We start from the raw sequence: 17,118 nt of genomic DNA, 5'->3' as shown, positions 1-17,118 counted from the left end.
TTATACGCTCCTATTCTCTTCGATAAAACGTTTAATCTCTTCAATAGTTTCTGTAGGGTGACTAATATGTGGATTATGTCCTTTTGCTTTCATGATGACTAGTTCGCTATCCTGAATATGCTCTTGGATATAGTGTCCTACTTCTATCGGAACAATTGAGTCTTCGGTTGGCTGTAAAATAAGCGTTCTTTTTGAAACCTTATGTAGTTCCTCGCGAACATCTGACATGAATGTTGCTTCTGCAAAGCGGCGTGCAATGCTAGGGTCATTCGTACATAGCATAGATTCGAACTCTTCGGAGAGATGGGGTCGATCTTCATTTTTCATAGCAATAGGAGCTAAATATTTAGTGAATTCTTTATAGTTCATCTCCATCATATCGAGCAATTCATCAATATCTTCTCGTTCAAATCCACCACGATAATCAGGTTCATTCAAGTAATGGGGAGAGGGGCCAATCATAATCAGTTTTTCCATCAAGTCAGGTCTTTTAATAGATGCGAGTGCACCAATCATTCCGCTTACAGAGTGACCAACATAAATAATATCTTTTAGGTCTAGGGCGTCACATATCTCGATTACGTCTTGTGCGTATCCAGGCAGGGATGCATAACGCTCTACTGAGTAGGCCGTCTTATCGCTTAGACCAGAGCCGACGTAATCAAACGTGATAATTCGATAGTTTTTTTCAAATGCAGAAATAACATGATTCCATACCGTTTGATCACAGCCAAAACCGTGTGCGAAGACTAGTGTTTGTTCACCAGAACCTGTTATTTGGACAGCATTTCTACTTTTAATATCTATTGTCATATGCTCAATTCCTTTCTTTTGAACTTCACGTAAATTATTACCATTGTAGCATAGAAAGATCTGTTTATAATACATGGGCAATAAAATAAAGAAACACCTGTGAGGATGCCCACAGGTGTAATGTATTAGTTTGTGAAGTTATCGAAATAGCCTTGAATAAAGACAATAGGTGTACCTTTGTCTCCGCTACCTGAAGTCAAATCTGATAAGGATCCGATTAAATCCGTTAGCTTACGAGGAGTTGTTCCTTGTGACGCCATAGATCCCATTAAATTTGAATCTTTATTCTCAATGAAATCCGACACAGCTTTCTTTAATTCATCTCCGCGCAACTCAGAGAAATCATTATCAGCTAAGTATTTTAGTTTCACTTCATTTGGAATACCATCGAGCCCGTTTGTGTATGCAGGGGATACAACTGGATCAGCCAGTTCCCAAATCTTACCCACTGGATCTTTAAACGCGCCATCTCCGTAAATCATCACTTCAATATGCTTGCCTGTTTCTTTTTTTAACATGTTCTGAATGTTATCCACTATAGGCTGACAGCTATGAGGGAACAATTTGATACTATCCTCTTGGGCTTTGTTTGCTCCAAGTAATCCGAACTCTTCGTTGTAGCCACTGCCGTCGATAGAAGTTTTCAAGATATCATCCAAACCGTAAATCTTTTCGGCACCATTTGCTTCCAAAATACGCTTTGTTCTGAAGCGTGTGTGAATATCGCAAGTTAATACAGTTTTCGTATAGTCTAAAATCGTTCTCGCATTATTGGAGAATATGACTTCGTGTTCTACACCGAACTCGTCCATTAATGATTTATAGTATTCAATATAGTCAACGCCTGTGAATGGGTGTTTATTATCACCGAAATGTTCGCGGAACTCAGTTTCAGTCAATACGTCAGTCCAAGGGTTAACACCCTTTTCATCTAGACGATCAAGCTCGACTAAGTGATTACCGACTTCATCGGAAGGATAACTAAGCATTAAAACGATTTTTTTCGCACCTTTTGCCACACCACGCAAGCAGTTTCCAAAACGGTTACGACTTAAAATAGGGAAAATGACACCAATAGTATCATCGCCGAATTTCGCTTCAATGTCTTTTGCGATATCATCGATTGTTGCATAGTTTCCTTGTGCACGCGCTACAATCGACTCCGTGATAGATACAATATCTTTATCTTGAAAAGTAATATTTTCTTTTTTAGAAGCTTCTAATACACTATCCACTACGATCTGATCAATATTGTCGCCTTCATTAATAATTGGGCAACGTAATCCTCTAACAACCGTTCCTACAACTCTTCCCAAAACAATCGCTCCTTAGTGAAACTCAATTTGATCACTCTTCTTTGTATTATACCGTCCATTTATGATATAAGTAAAATTAATATACTTAATAGGGGATATAAGGAGGGTTTATATGTCGATCAACTTGGAGTGGTATAAAGTCTTCCGTACAGTTGTGCATAATGAAAGCTTCTCAAAAGCCGCCCGAAGTTTATTTATGACACAACCTGCTGTCAGTCAAATCATCTCGCAGCTAGAAGGAGCATTGGATACACGTCTATTCAATCGTACATCCAAAGGAGTGTCATTGACCGATGAAGGCTCCTTGCTATACGAGTATGTCAATTCGGCACTGAATTTAATCGAGGCAGGCAATGAAAAATTGCAGGAATTAAAGAATCTATCATCGGGTGAATTAAAAATAGGGGTAGGGGACACGATCTCGCGTTATTATCTGCTCCCTTATCTGGAAGCTTTTCATACGAGTTTTCCGGGTATCCGATTCAAAATCATTAATGGTACTACGTTAGAGCTAATCGCCGCGTTGAAATCTGGCGAAGTGGATATTGCAATTTGTAATTTTCCAATTGAAGATGATTCGTTGGAGAAGCGTACTTGTTTCGATGTGCAGGATACCTTCGTTTATGGCGAACGGTTTAAGAAGTTATTTTTAAAACCTGTGCCTTTGCATGAGCTCTCGAGGTTGCCTTTGATATTACTGGAGTCGAAATCCAATTCGCGGCAGTATGTAGAGGAGTTTCTGTTGAAGGAAGGTGTAAAGATTTATCCTGAATTTGAACTGGGGTCGCATGAATTGTTGCTGGAATTTGCCCAAATCAACTTGGGCATTGCGTGTGTAGTGAAAGAATTCTCGGAAGAATACTTGGAACGTGGCATGCTGCAGGAAGTAGAATTTCTAAAGCCCATACCTAAGCGGAGTATCGGCGTATGCTTCCTAAAGGCAGTGTCATTATCACCAGCAGCCTCGAAGTTTATTGACATATTGGAGAAGAAGTAGACAAGTTACACGCTACTAATTATGAACGTAAAACTGTGCATAAAAAGGCTGCCACAAGAAGGATCTTCTTGCGACAGCCTTGGTTTGATTATGCGTAAATATTACGATCCCAGAAGCGGTGTTGTGCAACTGCCTCTACCCACTGCTCGCCTTCACTTGAAACCGCCAAGTCTGTCAGAATGCCAGGGCCTGGTTTTACTTTCGTCTTCTCCATCAACTCTTTAGCCGCTGAAGCAGAGCCGATTGGTTTGAAATGCATATACGCTTCATTGACGAAATCAGCAACATCCGCTTCGAACTTCTGTTGTTGCTTCGCCTGTCCGCCGACGACATACAACGCATCATATAGGACGGAGTGAACTGTCAACAACGTTTCGTCTACATCTACTGTAGCTCCATTCTTACCAGTCAGCTTGCCGAACTTCTCGCTCACAATATCAATCGTCATACCTGCATCCAATGAAACTTTCAAAAATGGCTCAAGTGCTTCATCGTCAAACTGGTCGGCGATCAATACCGCCACTGTACGAGTATCAGGTACCTTCACCATATTTTCCTGACTAAGGGCAGGGGATGACTTAGATTCAGTGGACTGCACAACATCTGTTGGTGCATCGACACCCACTGCATCTGCAACTTGGGTAGCCATATCCATATCGACATTAGCAAACATATCTACGGCTTGTTTTCTCACATTCATATCATTCACTTTTCCAATTTCAAAGCTGAATGCAGCGATGATATGCTCTTTTTCTGGGTCAGACATACTGTTCCAAAATAAACGGGCTTGTGAAAAGTGGTCCTTAAACGAATCGCTTCGAGCTTGTATCTTGCGGCCCTCTACCTTCTCTTGATAATGTACGTATCCGCCATCTTTTTCGGGAGTCGTATCGGGTTTATTGTTGGATAAAGAATTTTTGTGATAGTGAGTTTGTCCGACGTTGATCGTCTGTCTACCATATCCGTCACGCTGGTTATTATGGAACGGACAGACTGGTCGGTTGATAGGCAACTCATGGAAATTAGGTCCGCCAAGACGTATTAACTGCGTATCTGTATAAGAGAACAATCTACCTTGTAGCAATGGATCATTCGAAAAATCAATTCCTGGTACAACATTACCTGGATGGAATGCAACTTGCTCCATTTCTGCAAACACATTATCTACATTGCGGTTTAAAGTCATTTTCCCAATGATTTTTACCGGAATATCTTCTTCAGGCCATAGCTTGGTAGGATCTAAAATATCAAAATCAAATTTGAATTCATCTTTTTCTTCTAGTAATTGTACGCCGAGTTCAAATTCCACGAAATTTCCATTTTCAATTGATTCCCATAAATCACGGCGGTGGAAGTCAGGATCTTTTCCGTTAATCTTCTGCGCTTCATCCCAAACTAATGAGTGGGCACCGAGCTTGGGCTTCCAATGAAATTTCACAAAATGAGCTTCACCTTGTTCGTTTACGAAGCGAAACGTGTGTACGCCAAAACCTTCCATCATACGGAAGCTTCGTGGAATCGCACGGTCGGACATTTGCCACATGACCATATGTGCGGATTCTTGATTGTTCGCAACGAAATCCCAGAATGTATCATGTGCAGACGCAGCTTGCGGCATTTCATTATGTGGCTCAGGCTTCACAGCATGTACTAGGTCTGGAAATTTAATGGCGTCTTGAATAAAGAATACCGGTATATTATTTCCAACTAAATCATAGTTCCCTTCTTGCGTATAAAACTTCACAGCGAAACCTCGCGCGTCACGCACAGTTTCAGCAGAACCTTTACTTCCTGCTACACTAGAGAATCTGGTGAATACAGGAGTTTTGACGCCGGGTTCTTGTAAGAATCCTGCCTTCGTATATTTCTTCATGGACTCATATACTTCGAATTCACCATGTGCCGCAAAGCCTCGTGCGTGAACTACCCGCTCTGGGATCCGTTCGTGGTCAAAGTGCGTCATTTTCTCCCGGAAATGGAAATCCTCCATCAACGTTGGACCACGTGTCCCTACTTTTAGTGAATGTTCATCTTCTGAAATCTTTAAACCTTGATTTGTCGTCATAGAATGTTTGTAGTCATATGCACGGAATGTCTCCAATTGTTTGTTTTTACTCTCTTCGTTTACTTGATGATCTTTCTTCACATAAAATCCTCCCATCGTAAAATAGTAATCTGCTTTTCATATTCCCCAATTGCCAGGAGGTAAACAGAGGACTATATTCTTCCGGAACGTATGATGGAAAATAGCAGATAAATAAACATTAGCGATGCGATGACCGCGCCGACTTCAATAAGTGGCAATTTTAAGAAGAGCGCAGTTTGTCCAGCGATGGCAGAACCGATAATCAGTCCGACCATGAGAATACTAAATGCCAATAACACAATACTTAATGAAAGACGGTTGGCAATTTTATCGAGTCGGCGAAAAATGATATTTGTTTGCTTCAAGCCTACATCCAATTCTACTTTACCCTTTTGTATAGTTTTGATGGCTTTTTTCATATCGTTAGGCAATTCGGACAAAACTTCGGCATTCCTGATAAAAGTGTGCCAACCATTTTCCAGTAAGTAGCGTGGATCAAATTGTTTAAATACCATCTTTTTACCATACGGTTCAATAGCTTTCATAATACTGAATGAAGGATCCAACTTTCCTAATACGCCTTCAAGTGTAAGAATCACTTTGACAAGAATAGCGATTTCATTCGGCAAGCGTATTCGGTGTCGATAAGCGATTGAGAAAATTTCCATGAATACATCGCCCAACCTTAAATCCGTAAGCGACGTCTCATAGTACTTTCGCTGAATAATCTGCAAATCACGATATAATGCATCGGTGTTAGTGTTTTCATGCAAAATATTCATAGCTTCGAAGACATCGATTATTCTAGCAATATTACCTTTTTGCAATGCAATAAGTAAGGAAATGAAATGATAAGTCATTTCTTTACTTAGTTGGCCGACCATACCGAAATCTAAATAATGAATAACGTTTCCAGGTGCAATGAAGATATTACCTGGATGAGGATCACCGTGGAAGAAGCCATTTTCCATTACTTGTGAAAGCATGGAATCCGCAATTCTTTCTGCAATAACTTGGCGATTATATCCTTCGCGGTCCAATTGACCGATATTGCTCACTTTAATACCGGTGACCAATCCTGCCGTTAAGACCACACGCGTAGTGTATTCATCGTACACGACAGGAACTTGAATAGTAGGGTCTTTTGCAAATTGTTGCGAGATTCGTTCTGCGTTACGGCCTTCTAGTTGATAGTCTAGTTCTTCTCGTAGAGAGTGAGAGAACTCATAAATTAAATCTTTTATATGGTACGCTTTCGCCCAGTCCATATTCTTCTCAAGAAATCCTGCCAAGTCGTGCAAGATTGCTAAGTCCGTATTGATCTGTTGTTGGATATTAGGCCGCTGTACTTTCACTGCTACTTGTTCACCGCTAGGCAAGCGAGCGGTATGCACTTGGCCTATGGAAGCCGAGGCGAGTGGTTTTTCATCGAATTCCAAGAAAAGTTCTTCAATTGTTCCGCCTAATTGATGTTCAATTATTTCTTTTACGACTTCAAATGGGAAGGACTCTACATGGTCTTGCAGTTTTTCAAGTTCTGAAGCAATTTCCTCTGGTACTAAATCACGACGGCCGCTGGCAATTTGTCCAAGCTTAACGAAAGTTGGTCCAAGTTGTTCCAATGCAGTTCTTAATTTTTTGCCAACGTGGTATAAATTCAGATCAACTTGTTCATCCGTAGAAGTAAACTTTCGATCGGTCAGTCCAAGACGAAATAAGATGTGACTGAATCCATTTCTCAAAAAGACATTAATAATTTCTTGTGAGCGATGTGCATTTTTCATTCTTCGTTTTAACAAAAAGAACACCTCCGTATCAACCCTCACTACAAAAGATACCATTGAATCCCTGTTATTAAACACTAAAAAGGTCTCCTTCTCTCTATTGAAAAGAGAAAAGGAGACCCTTTCATGTTAGAAGATTTTTTTCCTGTCACGTTCATCTTTCAAGACTTCGACCGCTTCGCGGAAACGCAGGGAATGCACGTTTTCTCTTTCTCTTAGAAATTTAAGAGAATCATTAATCCATGCATCGTCTGAGACATTGATGATCCATTGATACGTAGCGCGTGCTTTTTCTTCCGCTGCGATATCTTCATACAGATCAGCTATTGGATCTCCCTTTGCCTGGATATACGTAGTCGTGAAGGGTACACCGCCCGCATTTTCATAAAACAACGCATGGCCGTGATTGACGTAATGAGCCCCAAGTCCAGCTTCTTCAAGTTGTTCAGGGGTAGCATCTTTTGTTAATTTATAAATCATAGTGGCTAGCATTTCCAAATGGGAAAACTCTTCGGTCGCAATATCATTCAGTACACCGATGACCTTATCAGGAACGGTGTATCGCTGATTCATATAGCGTAAAGCAGCAGCCAGTTCGCCATCTGCACCACCATATTGCTCTGCAATGTATCTCGCAAGTTTTGGGTTACACTCTTTGACTTCTACCGGATACAATAACTTTTTCTCATAGACCCACATCAACATTCCCTCCAGTAACATAGTGCATATTTGAGACTACATTTGCCATGGCCAAGGTGCTTGGTTCCAGCGCCAGCCCGTATCAATTGCTTGTTCCGATGGTATGGAATGTAAGGAAAGCGGTCCGAAACGCTTTTCGTACATTTTTCTCAGACTTGCGGCTTCTTTAATGGCAAGTCGCCATTGCGTTAGTGCTTCCTGATCGTCAGGATGCGTGTTGGTGTAGAGTGTCAGTTCGACTACCACAAAATCAGCTTGCTGCACATTCTTCAACATGTCTCTTCGTTCAGTTGCATCCATCAGGAGATCCCCTCCCTCTTTGAATAGCCGTCGACTAGCGCCGGCCACAGCGACCCGTGTTGTAAAGCTTCAGCAGGTGAAAATTGTGGAAGTGACGCGGGTTGGAAATTCATGAAAAGCTGGGGCGGCAAGGGAAATGTTTTAACTATGATAGGTGGACACGGATCCCATGGAGAAATATACGGTTCATAACTTCCTCTGAACGTATAATCCATTCTTTATCAACTCCTCTTCGCAAGTTATGTAATGATCTTATGGTATATGACTAAAGATAATCACTCCGTGTAACAAATAAAGTGATCTCCGTAATAGATAGCTCTTGGTATAGCTATATCTAATTAATATATTTATTAATAATGTGTATTCTAGTACAATAGAAGGAGTAATGAATTATCTGAATGAATTAAGTGTGGGAATATGTAGCTTCAGTAATACCCTAAGATGAATACATATAATGAAGGGGACGTTCAAATGAAACACGGAGATGGAATATATGGATGATTACTCCATATTTATCGGAAGACAGCCGATCTTAAATCGATCAGGAGAGATTTATGCATATGAACTATTGTATCGAAATAGCGAAGAAAACTATTTTCCTGATATAAATCCTGAACAGGCTACAATCGGTCTATTGATCAATACTTTTCTCTCCGTTGGAATTGATCAGGTGACGAGCGGTGTGCGTTCGTTCATAAATTTTTCAGGCGAACTACTTGCGCAGGATGTATTTATGAGTCTGAACCCTGATCAGGTAGTGATTGAGATTCTTGAAGACGTTGAAATAACGTCTGCTTTGTTACGTCGGTTAAAGATGTTTAAAGAAGCGGGATTTACTCTGGTGCTGGATGATTTTATTTTACAAGAACAATATCTTACATATTCACAGTTATTTGAACTCGTGGACATTATTAAAGTAGATTTCATGCAAACGAGTATAGCAGAGAAACATCGTATCATCGCATTTTTGAAAAGATATCCATCGATTACTTTATTGGCAGAAAAAGTGGAGACGGAGGCTGATTACCAGCTTGCATTGAAGAGTGGTTATGATTTGTTTCAAGGCTATTTTTTCGCAAAACCCGACATTATTAAAGGTGCAGAAATTCCATCCAATACATTAACTCATCTGCAAATTATTAAATATTTCCAAAAGGATTCCCAGTCTATCAATCAGCTATCCGATTTAATCATGCGCGATGTATCGATTTCCTATAAATTATTACGCTTTATAAACTCATTAGCCTTCGATATACCGCGCCAAATCAGCTCCATTAAGCAAGCGATTATGATGATTGGGTTAAATGAAACGAAGAAATGGCTACAAGTTTTAATGTTGCATGATTTAGGTCAAAATCTACAAGATGGTCGTGTTAAAGCACTGATTGATTTATCACTTCGTCGCGCACGGGCATGTGAACTGCTAGCGAAGTATAACAGAAAACCGAATAAGGACGAGTATTTTCTCACAGGCATGTTTTCACTGATTGACGCAGTGATGCAGCGTAAATGGGAAGATGTTTTACCATTACTTTCTCTATCTGATGTCATTGTGGATACGTTACATGGCAAGCAAACCGAAATGAGCCCTTACATGAAACTAATAGAAGCGGTAGAGTACTTTAATTGGGAATCAGTAGAGCGGATTTCACGTCAACTGGCAATCCCTAAAAAAGAATTAAGTGAAATTTTTCTACAAGCCTTGCGCTGGTCGCACGAAATACAGAATGAAATACACTGAATACATATGGAAAAAGGCATTTTCTCTTGAAGATGCCTTTTTTGATGTGTAATATAGACTGTTATAATCTATTTGGTAATTTCTAGTTCTGTTATTAATATAGGCAGAAGTACGTTATATCTCTGGAAATCGGGGTAAAGAGTGTAGTAAGAGAGTTACCAAATGAACACTAGGAGTCGATAAGTTTGGACAAAAAGTTTTGGAAAAATCCCGTGTTCTCTATTTCTGCTGTATTTATTCTTATACTCGTCGTATTAGGAGCGACTATACCTGGACGATTTGGTGTGGTTGCCGAAAGGCTTTTTCATTTCACGACAGATAACTTCGGATGGTTCTATTTACTTGCTGTATTTATTGTCATTATATTTTTAGTTGGATTGACAATTAGTAAATTTGGAGCTATTCGTTTGGGTGGAGATTCAGAACGTCCAGAATATCCATTTTTCACATGGATTGGCATGCTTTTTTCTGCCGGTTTCGGCGTAGGGCTAGTGTTCTGGGGTGTGGCGGAACCAATGAGTCACTATTTCAAGTCGCCTATTGCAGGTATTGAATCACATACGGAAGAAGCAGCACGTGTTGCGATGGGGTATTCTTTCTTCCACTGGGGTATTTCACAATGGGCCATCTTCGGTATAGTAGGACTGGTTATTGGGTTTCTCCAGTTCCGGAAGAAGAAGGACGGTTTGATTTCAACGGCGCTTGAGCCTTTGATTGGGAGTAATCGTCACGTGAAGACAGGTATCGATTCATTTGCGGTTATAGCAACTGTCATGGGGATTGCTACTTCGCTTGGTATGGGTGTTTTACAGATGAGTGGTGGACTGGAGTACGTCTTTAATATTAAAAGTACGTTTACGATTCAATTGTTGATCATTGCCGTTGTGTTCGCTGCGTACATGACGTCCGCTGCTTCAGGCCTAAGTAAGGGTATTGCATATCTAGGTAACTTTAACTTGGGTATGGCGATTGCATTATTACTATTCTTCTTTTTCGTAGGACCGAAAGTATTTATATTGGAAACCTTTACGCTGGCGATTGGAGATTATATTAATAACTTCATTACGTACAGTTTACGTCTTCAGCCTTATCAAGGCGGTACGTGGGTGAAAGATTGGACTATTTTCTACTGGGCTTGGACGATCGCTTGGTCTCCTTTCGTAGGTGCTTTCGTGGCACGTGTATCGAAGGGACGAACAATTAGAGAATTCATCATGGGTGTGATGGTCATTCCACCAGCGTTTTCTTGTATGTGGATTGCAACACTCGGTGGAACTGCGCTATACAGTGATTTGCGTAATGGTACACAAATTGCACAAGAAGTAGACAAGGATGTCACGTCAGCTATTTTCGCGACGCTTCAACACTTGCCGATGACGGGTATCGTATCGTTCTTGGCGATTGTGTTAATTTTCACGTTTTTGATTACGTCCGCGGACTCAGCAACGTATATTCTAGCAAGTATGACGACGCGAGGCAGTTTATTCCCACCATTAATTGTAAAGTTCATCTGGGGATTCTTAATGACTGCAATTGCGGCTACATTATTGTATGCAGGTGGGTTGGAAGCTTTGCAATCAGCATCACTTGTGTCTGCCTTGCCGTTTACCTTACTTCTTCTATTACTGATCTTCTCACTGGCTAAGCTACTAGTCAGGGAACCGATTACAGTCAGACCGACAGATATTCGCCAATTTGAACATGTAGAAGGCGAAGTCAAGAAAAAACGTAAACGTAAAGAAAGTGAAAAAGAAAAGAGAGCCCGCAGAGAAGCAGAAAGGGCAAGAAGAATAAAAGAGAAAAACGATAGAAAATATCAAGAGTTAGAAAAGAAGAAGTATATTGAAGTAGAGAAAGAAAAGAACAAATAGAAAAGGCCGGTTCGTAGCGTTTAGCACGAACCGGTTTTTTATCACAGAGAGGAGAATATGTGTGGCGATTGTAAAAGTTAAAGACGTTCAATTTAATAGAGGAGATAATCCAATCTTGCAAGATATAACTTGGGAGATTGAGCAAGGCCAACAGTGGGGAATGCTCGGCTTGAATGGCTCGGGTAAGACATCGTTATTATCCATTATTTCTACATATGAAATCCCTTCCAGTGGTGAAGTAGAGGTGCTAGGCAAACAGTTTGGGAGCGCATATTTACCTGAATTACGTAAAAAGATCGGCTTTGTCAGTAGTTCATTGGAAAAATTCTCGGACTACTTCTGGAATGAATCGATTGAGCGAATTATTATCAGTGGTAAATTTGCGAGCTTCGGTATTTATGATGAAATTAAAGCAGAAGACTGGATACGTGCCGATTATTTAGTAAAGGATTTTCGTTTAAGCCATGTGAAAGGAAAGAAATTCAGACTCCTTTCTGAAGGTGAAAAACGTCGTGTGCTGATCGCACGCGCTTTGATGGGCGATCCAGAACTATTGATTTTGGATGAACCTTGTTCTGGGCTGGATGTCTTGGCAAGAGAGCAATTTCTTGATTCGCTTGAAATAGCTGCGAAACAGAATGTGCATCTCGTTTATGTCACACACCATATAGAAGAACTCGTGCCCGAAATTACTCATGTACTATTATTGAAAGAAGGAAAAGTTGTGGCCAGTGGTCTTAAAAAAGAAGTTTTGACAGATGAATTGCTATCAGATACATTTCAAGTTCCTGTAAAGATCGAGTGGCATGCTGAACGACCTTATATTTCGATGAAATAATGAAAATCTATACAATTTATTGCCAGATCGAGTGGGAATATTATAGTACATGTACTAGCGCAATGCGAAGCGTTTAGAATCATATACATCAAAAGAGCTAGAGAAAGGGGGAGAGAGCTTGTGGCGATAGAGAAGCGCAAAATGACCAAAAAGCGTATAGCTTCCTATGCATTACTTTTTGTTGCATTGCTCTACATGGGTGTCATGCTTTGGCACACGTATAAGCCATTGCCACCCGGCATTTCCTATAAAGGAGAACTTCATCAAGTAGAAAATGTAGAGTTCATATATGATTTAACGTACTCCAAGACGAAGTCGAAAGATCACTACAAATCAGAATTACGTATTTTCGATGAAGTATTTCGAATGATTGAAGATGCGAAAGAGTTTATTGTCCTCGATTTCTTTTTAATGGACGACTATTATGATGAAAAAGAAGATTTTCCTCAAATTGCAGACCAACTAACAGAAGTGCTTGTCAAGAAAAAGAAGGAATCTCCGGACATGCCAATTGTTTACATAACTGACCCAGTAAATACCGGCTATGAATCATATGAGTCTGAATGGTTTAAAGCGTTGGAAAAGGTGGGTGTACAAGTAGTATATACAGACTTGGAACCATTACGTGATTCGATGCCTCTATACTCAGGTGGATACCGTATCTTTCTCCAGTGGTTTGATTTTAATGGAAAAAATCGTTTTCCTAACTTCCTAGCAAGTGATGCGCCTGACGTGAAGTTTTCATCTTATTTGAAATTATTGAACGTCAAAGCAAATCATCGGAAAACACTCGTGACAGATCAAGCGGCATTAGTTACGTCCTCTAATCCTCACGCAGCTAGTGGGCGACACGGTAATGTGGCATTCAAAGTACAAGGCCCAATCCAGAATGACATATTGGAAGCGGAAGAAGCTGTGCTTCAATATTCGTCGGGTGGAAAGTTGCCACGTATTCAAGCAGAAGAACAAAAAGGACCTTATCAAGTTCAGTACTTGACCGAAAGCAAGGTTATGGATGCTTTAGTGAGTGATATTAAAAAAGCGAAAAAAGATGATGTGATCCGTATGGGGATGTTTTATCTTTCAGAGCAGGAAGTAATCCGTCCGTTAGAAGAAGCGGCTAATCGTGGTGTTAATGTAGAGATGGTCTTAGACCCGAATGAAAACTCATTTGGTAGTAAAAAGTCTGGCTTACCTAATCGTCCAGTCGTCCAGGAAATAAGGGAAAATACAGACGATAAAATTAAAGTGCGTTGGTATAATACCGTGATTGGTCAATATCACACCAAGTTGGTAACGGTACAGACTGCAGACAAAACGTATATTACAAACGGATCCTCCAATATAACGGAGCGAACGTTGCGTGATTATAACCTGGAGGCGAATCTACGAATTGTAGCACCTGTAGACAGCGAGCTGACAGATGAAATCAATGCGTATTTTGATAGGATATGGGATAACGAAGATGCGTTGTACACTCTGGATGTAGACGAATACCAAAATAGCCTGACATTCTTCCAACGTGGAATTTACGCACTGCAACGTTGGGCCAAGCTTACATCATATTAAATTTGAAAATGCACCGTACAATGTTTATGATGTATCAATCACATTTGACATAATACACGTACATAAAACATGAAGAGTTTCTAACATGAATAAACGATAGGAGATGTAGTAGATGAAGATTGTACTATTTGGCGCGACAGGCCGAACAGGTAGTGAGATTGTTCGTCGTGCATTAACTGACGGACATGAGATCACGGCATTGGTTCGATCTCCTGAGAAGTGCAAACCTCAAGAAAGGTTGACAATCATTGAAGGAGACGTACGGAACCCCGATTCAGTAAAAAAAGCACTGGCGGGTGCCGACGCAGTCGTCAGTGCACTGGGCACTGACAAAACCACTACATTGACAGAAGCAATGCAGGCCATTATTGAAGGGATGAAAGAATATGGCATCGAAAGAATCGTCACAATTGGGACGGCTGGGATATTGAATAGTAGAACAGAACCGTCCAAGCTACGTTATCAATCGAATGAATCTCATCGTAAATTGACATTTGCGGCGGAGGAACACCATAAGGTATTTACTATGTTGAAAGATTCTGGTTTAGATTGGACGATAGTTTGCCCAACCTATTTACCAGATGGGGAAGCGGTCGGCAATTATCGGATGGAAAAAGAGTACTTACCGATTAACGGCACCCAGATCTCTACCGGTGATACTGCTGCGTTTGCTTATAATGAACTATCAAAACAAGATTATAAAGGATTCAGAGTAGGTATTTCCTATTAAGAAATTTCGATAAGGGCGGGAATACGTTCTAACTACTGGTATATATTGTATTAAAAATGAATAAAATCTCATAATATCTCTTTACTCTATGATATAATAGGAGGATAGCACCACAGGGAAAAGGAGAATGGGAAACAAATGAGATGGTCCTTGAAAACCTTAATTCAAGTCATGGCAATACTGGCAATTGTGTTAACCTTTCTAACGAGTACTACGGTGGCATATCAAGTGCATAAAAAAAACCTAATAAAGTCAACTCTCGAAACGAACTACGCATATGTCCAAAAATTGACTTCTACTACAGATACGTATTTACGTGAGATATTAAACACATTAGAAGTTAATGCAGAAATCGTGGTTCCGCTACTTAAGGAACCTTCTTCACAAATGCAAATGAATGCGTTGACAGAGCGGATTAGATTGGAAACAAATACATTTGATTCCGTTGCGATTGCTTCTACAGAAGGTGTCCTACTAAGTACGTCCACTCCGAGCCTTGGGTTGCTTGGAGAGAAGTTGACGTCAATTGGGGCAATACAAGCTCTGAAGGAAAAGCGAAAAATAATCTCTCAGCCTTACGTTGGAATTGAAGGAGAACCGATTATATTCATCAGCGTCCCACTCTTTGAAGGTAGCGAGTATAAGGGATTTTTAGGAGGAGCTATCTATCTAAATAAGCCCAATATATTAGAGAAACTTTTAGGGAGCCATTATTATGAAAATGGTTCATATGTTTATGTAGTAGACAATGCCGGGAAACTAATTTATCATCAACAAAAAGAGCGTTTGAATGAGGATGTTTCAAGCAATCCAGCGGTCCAGAAAGTAATTACAGGAGAAAGTAATTATACACAGCTAATCAATACAAAGGGTATATCTATGTTAGCCGGATATGCCTATATTCCTATTGCCGAATGGGGAATCGTCTCGCAAACAAAACTGGACACTTCTGTTGCCCCAGCGAAAGAAATGGTGCTAGAAATGGCATTGAAATCTCTGCCGTTACTACTTCTTTCGTTTATCTTGGTTAGATATTTTTCGAGAAAGATTGCTTTGCCTCTTCAAAAGTTGGCATACTATACAGAAAACAGTACAGAGTCTGATCAAAAGGAAAAAATGGAAATGATCTCCGATTGGTACTATGAAGCAAGACAATTAAAAGGAGCTATGTTACATAGTTTGGATTATTTCAAAAACGAGATGAACTACTTCATTCACGAATCAACAACTGATCCTTTAACGAAGTTACCGAATCGCCGCATGATGGATAGTTATATGAAGCAATGGGTAGACGAAGGAACGCCATTCGCTCTAATTATTTTTGATATAGATAAGTTTAAACGTGTCAATGATCGCTACGGTCATGCAGTCGGTGATAAAGTATTGATTTACATGGCAGACTTGGTGCAACGAACAATTCGTGAGCAAGATATTTGTTGTCGCTACGGTGGAGAAGAATTCGTCATCTTATTACCGAAGTCGGATAAAGTTACGGCTTATCTGACCACGGAACGCCTTCGTGAAAAGTTGGAAGACACAGTCAGTCCATGCGGTGAAGTCATTACAATTTCAGCTGGGGTAGCTGCTTATCCACTTCATGCCAACCATTCGGCAGGACTTATTGAATTGGCTGATCAAAGTCTGTATGAAGCCAAACGTACAGGACGTAATAAGACCATCGTCGTTTCCGATGAACCTCGGCATGAGTGATATGTCGAGGTTTTCTTTACTGTCAGATCAATAGAAAGGGGATAGAGCCATGCCGGAGCACTCTATGGATAAACGCTTACACATCCAAACACTTGGTATTAGAGAGTGGAATCATCAGTCTTCTCATTATAATCGTTATGAGGCGACACCTTACGAGGTGCTAGACTATTTATTTGCCGACCATGACCTCTTAAAAGAGGGGAGCTTGATTGACTTTGGCTGTGGAAAAGGAAGAGTACCTTTTTACGTAAATCACCTCTTTTGTTTGGACACGATAGGTATTGAAATGAATAGTGTGTTATACCAAAATGCCATGACCAACTTAATGGATTATCGGCAAGCCTTTCCTAAGAGACCAGGATCTATTTCGTTTGAATGCTGTATAGCGGAGAGTTACATCATTCCGGCAGATGCCGTGACGTTCTACTTTTTCAATCCATTTTCTTTGGATATTTTTCGAACTGTAGTTCAACGGATTGTAAAGTCAGTTGAAAACTCTCCTCGTACATTGGAAATCATTCTATATTATCCGACTGATGAATATGTTTATTTCTTGCATCGTCATCCATTATTTGAAAAGATAGCGGAGATTCCCATTACACATTTGCAAATTTACGACAAAGCAGAGCGTTTCTTGGTTTATACCTACAAACACCCCTGATTA

At 40.3% G+C, this 17,118-nt stretch carries 15 protein-coding genes; 8 read left to right on the top strand and 7 right to left on the bottom strand.

Annotation, left to right across the window (positions count from 1 at the left end; translation table 11 throughout):
- Positions 1–813, bottom strand: a complete 813-nt coding sequence (locus CSV63_RS05480) for an alpha/beta fold hydrolase (RefSeq protein ID WP_099695015.1) — start codon at positions 811–813, stop codon at positions 1–3.
- A gap of 125 nt (positions 814–938) precedes the next feature.
- On the bottom strand, positions 939–2,129 hold the full coding sequence (locus tag CSV63_RS05475; RefSeq protein ID WP_099694889.1) for a coenzyme F420-0:L-glutamate ligase: 1,191 nt from the start codon (positions 2,127–2,129) through the stop codon (positions 939–941).
- Between the two features lie 112 nt (positions 2,130–2,241).
- Between CSV63_RS05475 and CSV63_RS05470 the strand changes: the two genes are divergently transcribed.
- The gene (locus tag CSV63_RS05470) at positions 2,242–3,126 is read left to right on the top strand and encodes a LysR family transcriptional regulator (protein ID WP_099694888.1); all 885 of its coding nucleotides are present in this window, start codon (positions 2,242–2,244) and stop codon (positions 3,124–3,126) included.
- An 88-nt stretch (positions 3,127–3,214) separates the two neighbouring features.
- Here CSV63_RS05470 and CSV63_RS05465 read toward each other — a convergent pair whose 3' ends face one another.
- The 5 genes from CSV63_RS05465 to CSV63_RS05445 form a co-directional block, all read right to left on the bottom strand.
- Entirely contained in the window at positions 3,215–5,287 is a 2,073-nt protein-coding gene (locus CSV63_RS05465) for a catalase (RefSeq protein ID WP_199203605.1), read from the bottom strand.
- 56 nt (positions 5,288–5,343) lie between these two features.
- A complete protein-coding gene (locus CSV63_RS05460; protein ID WP_233191966.1) occupies positions 5,344–7,020 on the bottom strand; it encodes an ABC1 kinase family protein in 1,677 nt (558 codons plus the stop codon).
- A gap of 105 nt (positions 7,021–7,125) precedes the next feature.
- Positions 7,126–7,695: a manganese catalase family protein gene (locus CSV63_RS05455; protein WP_099694885.1), complete on the bottom strand. Its 570-nt coding sequence runs from the start codon at positions 7,693–7,695 to the stop codon at positions 7,126–7,128.
- Positions 7,696–7,731: 36 nt separating this feature from the next.
- Positions 7,732–7,995, bottom strand: coding sequence for a spore coat protein CotJB (locus CSV63_RS05450; RefSeq protein ID WP_099630474.1), 264 nt, complete (start codon positions 7,993–7,995; stop codon positions 7,732–7,734).
- Positions 7,995–8,210 (bottom strand): spore coat associated protein CotJA, encoded by a 216-nt coding sequence (locus tag CSV63_RS05445; RefSeq protein WP_099694884.1) that lies wholly within the window; start codon positions 8,208–8,210, stop codon positions 7,995–7,997. The genes CSV63_RS05450 and CSV63_RS05445 overlap by 1 nt, the downstream gene beginning before the upstream one ends.
- A gap of 278 nt (positions 8,211–8,488) precedes the next feature.
- Between CSV63_RS05445 and CSV63_RS05440 the strand changes: the two genes are divergently transcribed.
- From CSV63_RS05440 to CSV63_RS05410, 7 genes are all read left to right on the top strand, one after another.
- Positions 8,489–9,736 (top strand): EAL and HDOD domain-containing protein, encoded by a 1,248-nt coding sequence (locus CSV63_RS05440; RefSeq protein WP_158233917.1) that lies wholly within the window; start codon positions 8,489–8,491, stop codon positions 9,734–9,736.
- Between the two features lie 185 nt (positions 9,737–9,921).
- Complete coding sequence (locus CSV63_RS05435) at positions 9,922–11,607, top strand: BCCT family transporter (protein ID WP_099694882.1); 1,686 nt, start codon at positions 9,922–9,924, stop codon at positions 11,605–11,607.
- A gap of 61 nt (positions 11,608–11,668) precedes the next feature.
- On the top strand, positions 11,669–12,445 hold the full coding sequence (locus CSV63_RS05430) for an ABC transporter ATP-binding protein (RefSeq protein ID WP_099694881.1): 777 nt from the start codon (positions 11,669–11,671) through the stop codon (positions 12,443–12,445).
- A 120-nt stretch (positions 12,446–12,565) separates the two neighbouring features.
- Positions 12,566–14,014, top strand: a complete 1,449-nt coding sequence (locus CSV63_RS05425) for a phospholipase D family protein (protein ID WP_233191954.1) — start codon at positions 12,566–12,568, stop codon at positions 14,012–14,014.
- Between the two features lie 112 nt (positions 14,015–14,126).
- The gene (locus CSV63_RS05420; protein WP_099694880.1) at positions 14,127–14,744 is read left to right on the top strand and encodes an NAD(P)-dependent oxidoreductase; all 618 of its coding nucleotides are present in this window, start codon (positions 14,127–14,129) and stop codon (positions 14,742–14,744) included.
- 138 nt (positions 14,745–14,882) lie between these two features.
- Entirely contained in the window at positions 14,883–16,454 is a 1,572-nt protein-coding gene (locus tag CSV63_RS05415; protein ID WP_099694879.1) for a sensor domain-containing diguanylate cyclase, read from the top strand.
- A gap of 49 nt (positions 16,455–16,503) precedes the next feature.
- Entirely contained in the window at positions 16,504–17,115 is a 612-nt protein-coding gene (locus tag CSV63_RS05410; RefSeq protein WP_099694878.1) for an SAM-dependent methyltransferase, read from the top strand.
- Positions 17,116–17,118: the final 3 nt, after the last annotated feature.

It is taken from the genome of Sporosarcina sp. P34 (assembly GCF_002743375.1).
GTDB lineage: Bacteria > Bacillota > Bacilli > Bacillales_A > Planococcaceae > Sporosarcina.
The sequence above is the reverse complement of the archived record's forward strand: the minus strand, read 5'-3'. Positions and strand labels throughout refer to the sequence as shown.

Coding starts and splice junctions, on each gene's coding strand:
- CSV63_RS05480 (WP_099695015.1), bottom strand. CDS start 813: ATGACAATAGATATTAAAAGTAGAAATGCTGTCCAAATAACAGGTTCT.
- CSV63_RS05465 (WP_199203605.1), bottom strand. CDS start 5,287: ATGGGAGGATTTTATGTGAAGAAAGATCATCAAGTAAACGAAGAGAGT.
- CSV63_RS05420 (WP_099694880.1), top strand. CDS start 14,127: ATGAAGATTGTACTATTTGGCGCGACAGGCCGAACAGGTAGTGAGATT.
- CSV63_RS05445 (WP_099694884.1), bottom strand. CDS start 8,210: ATGGATTATACGTTCAGAGGAAGTTATGAACCGTATATTTCTCCATGG.
- CSV63_RS05410 (WP_099694878.1), top strand. CDS start 16,504: ATGCCGGAGCACTCTATGGATAAACGCTTACACATCCAAACACTTGGT.
- CSV63_RS05455 (WP_099694885.1), bottom strand. CDS start 7,695: ATGTGGGTCTATGAGAAAAAGTTATTGTATCCGGTAGAAGTCAAAGAG.
- CSV63_RS05450 (WP_099630474.1), bottom strand. CDS start 7,995: ATGGATGCAACTGAACGAAGAGACATGTTGAAGAATGTGCAGCAAGCT.
- CSV63_RS05440 (WP_158233917.1), top strand. CDS start 8,489: ATGGATGATTACTCCATATTTATCGGAAGACAGCCGATCTTAAATCGA.
- CSV63_RS05415 (WP_099694879.1), top strand. CDS start 14,883: ATGAGATGGTCCTTGAAAACCTTAATTCAAGTCATGGCAATACTGGCA.
- CSV63_RS05470 (WP_099694888.1), top strand. CDS start 2,242: ATGTCGATCAACTTGGAGTGGTATAAAGTCTTCCGTACAGTTGTGCAT.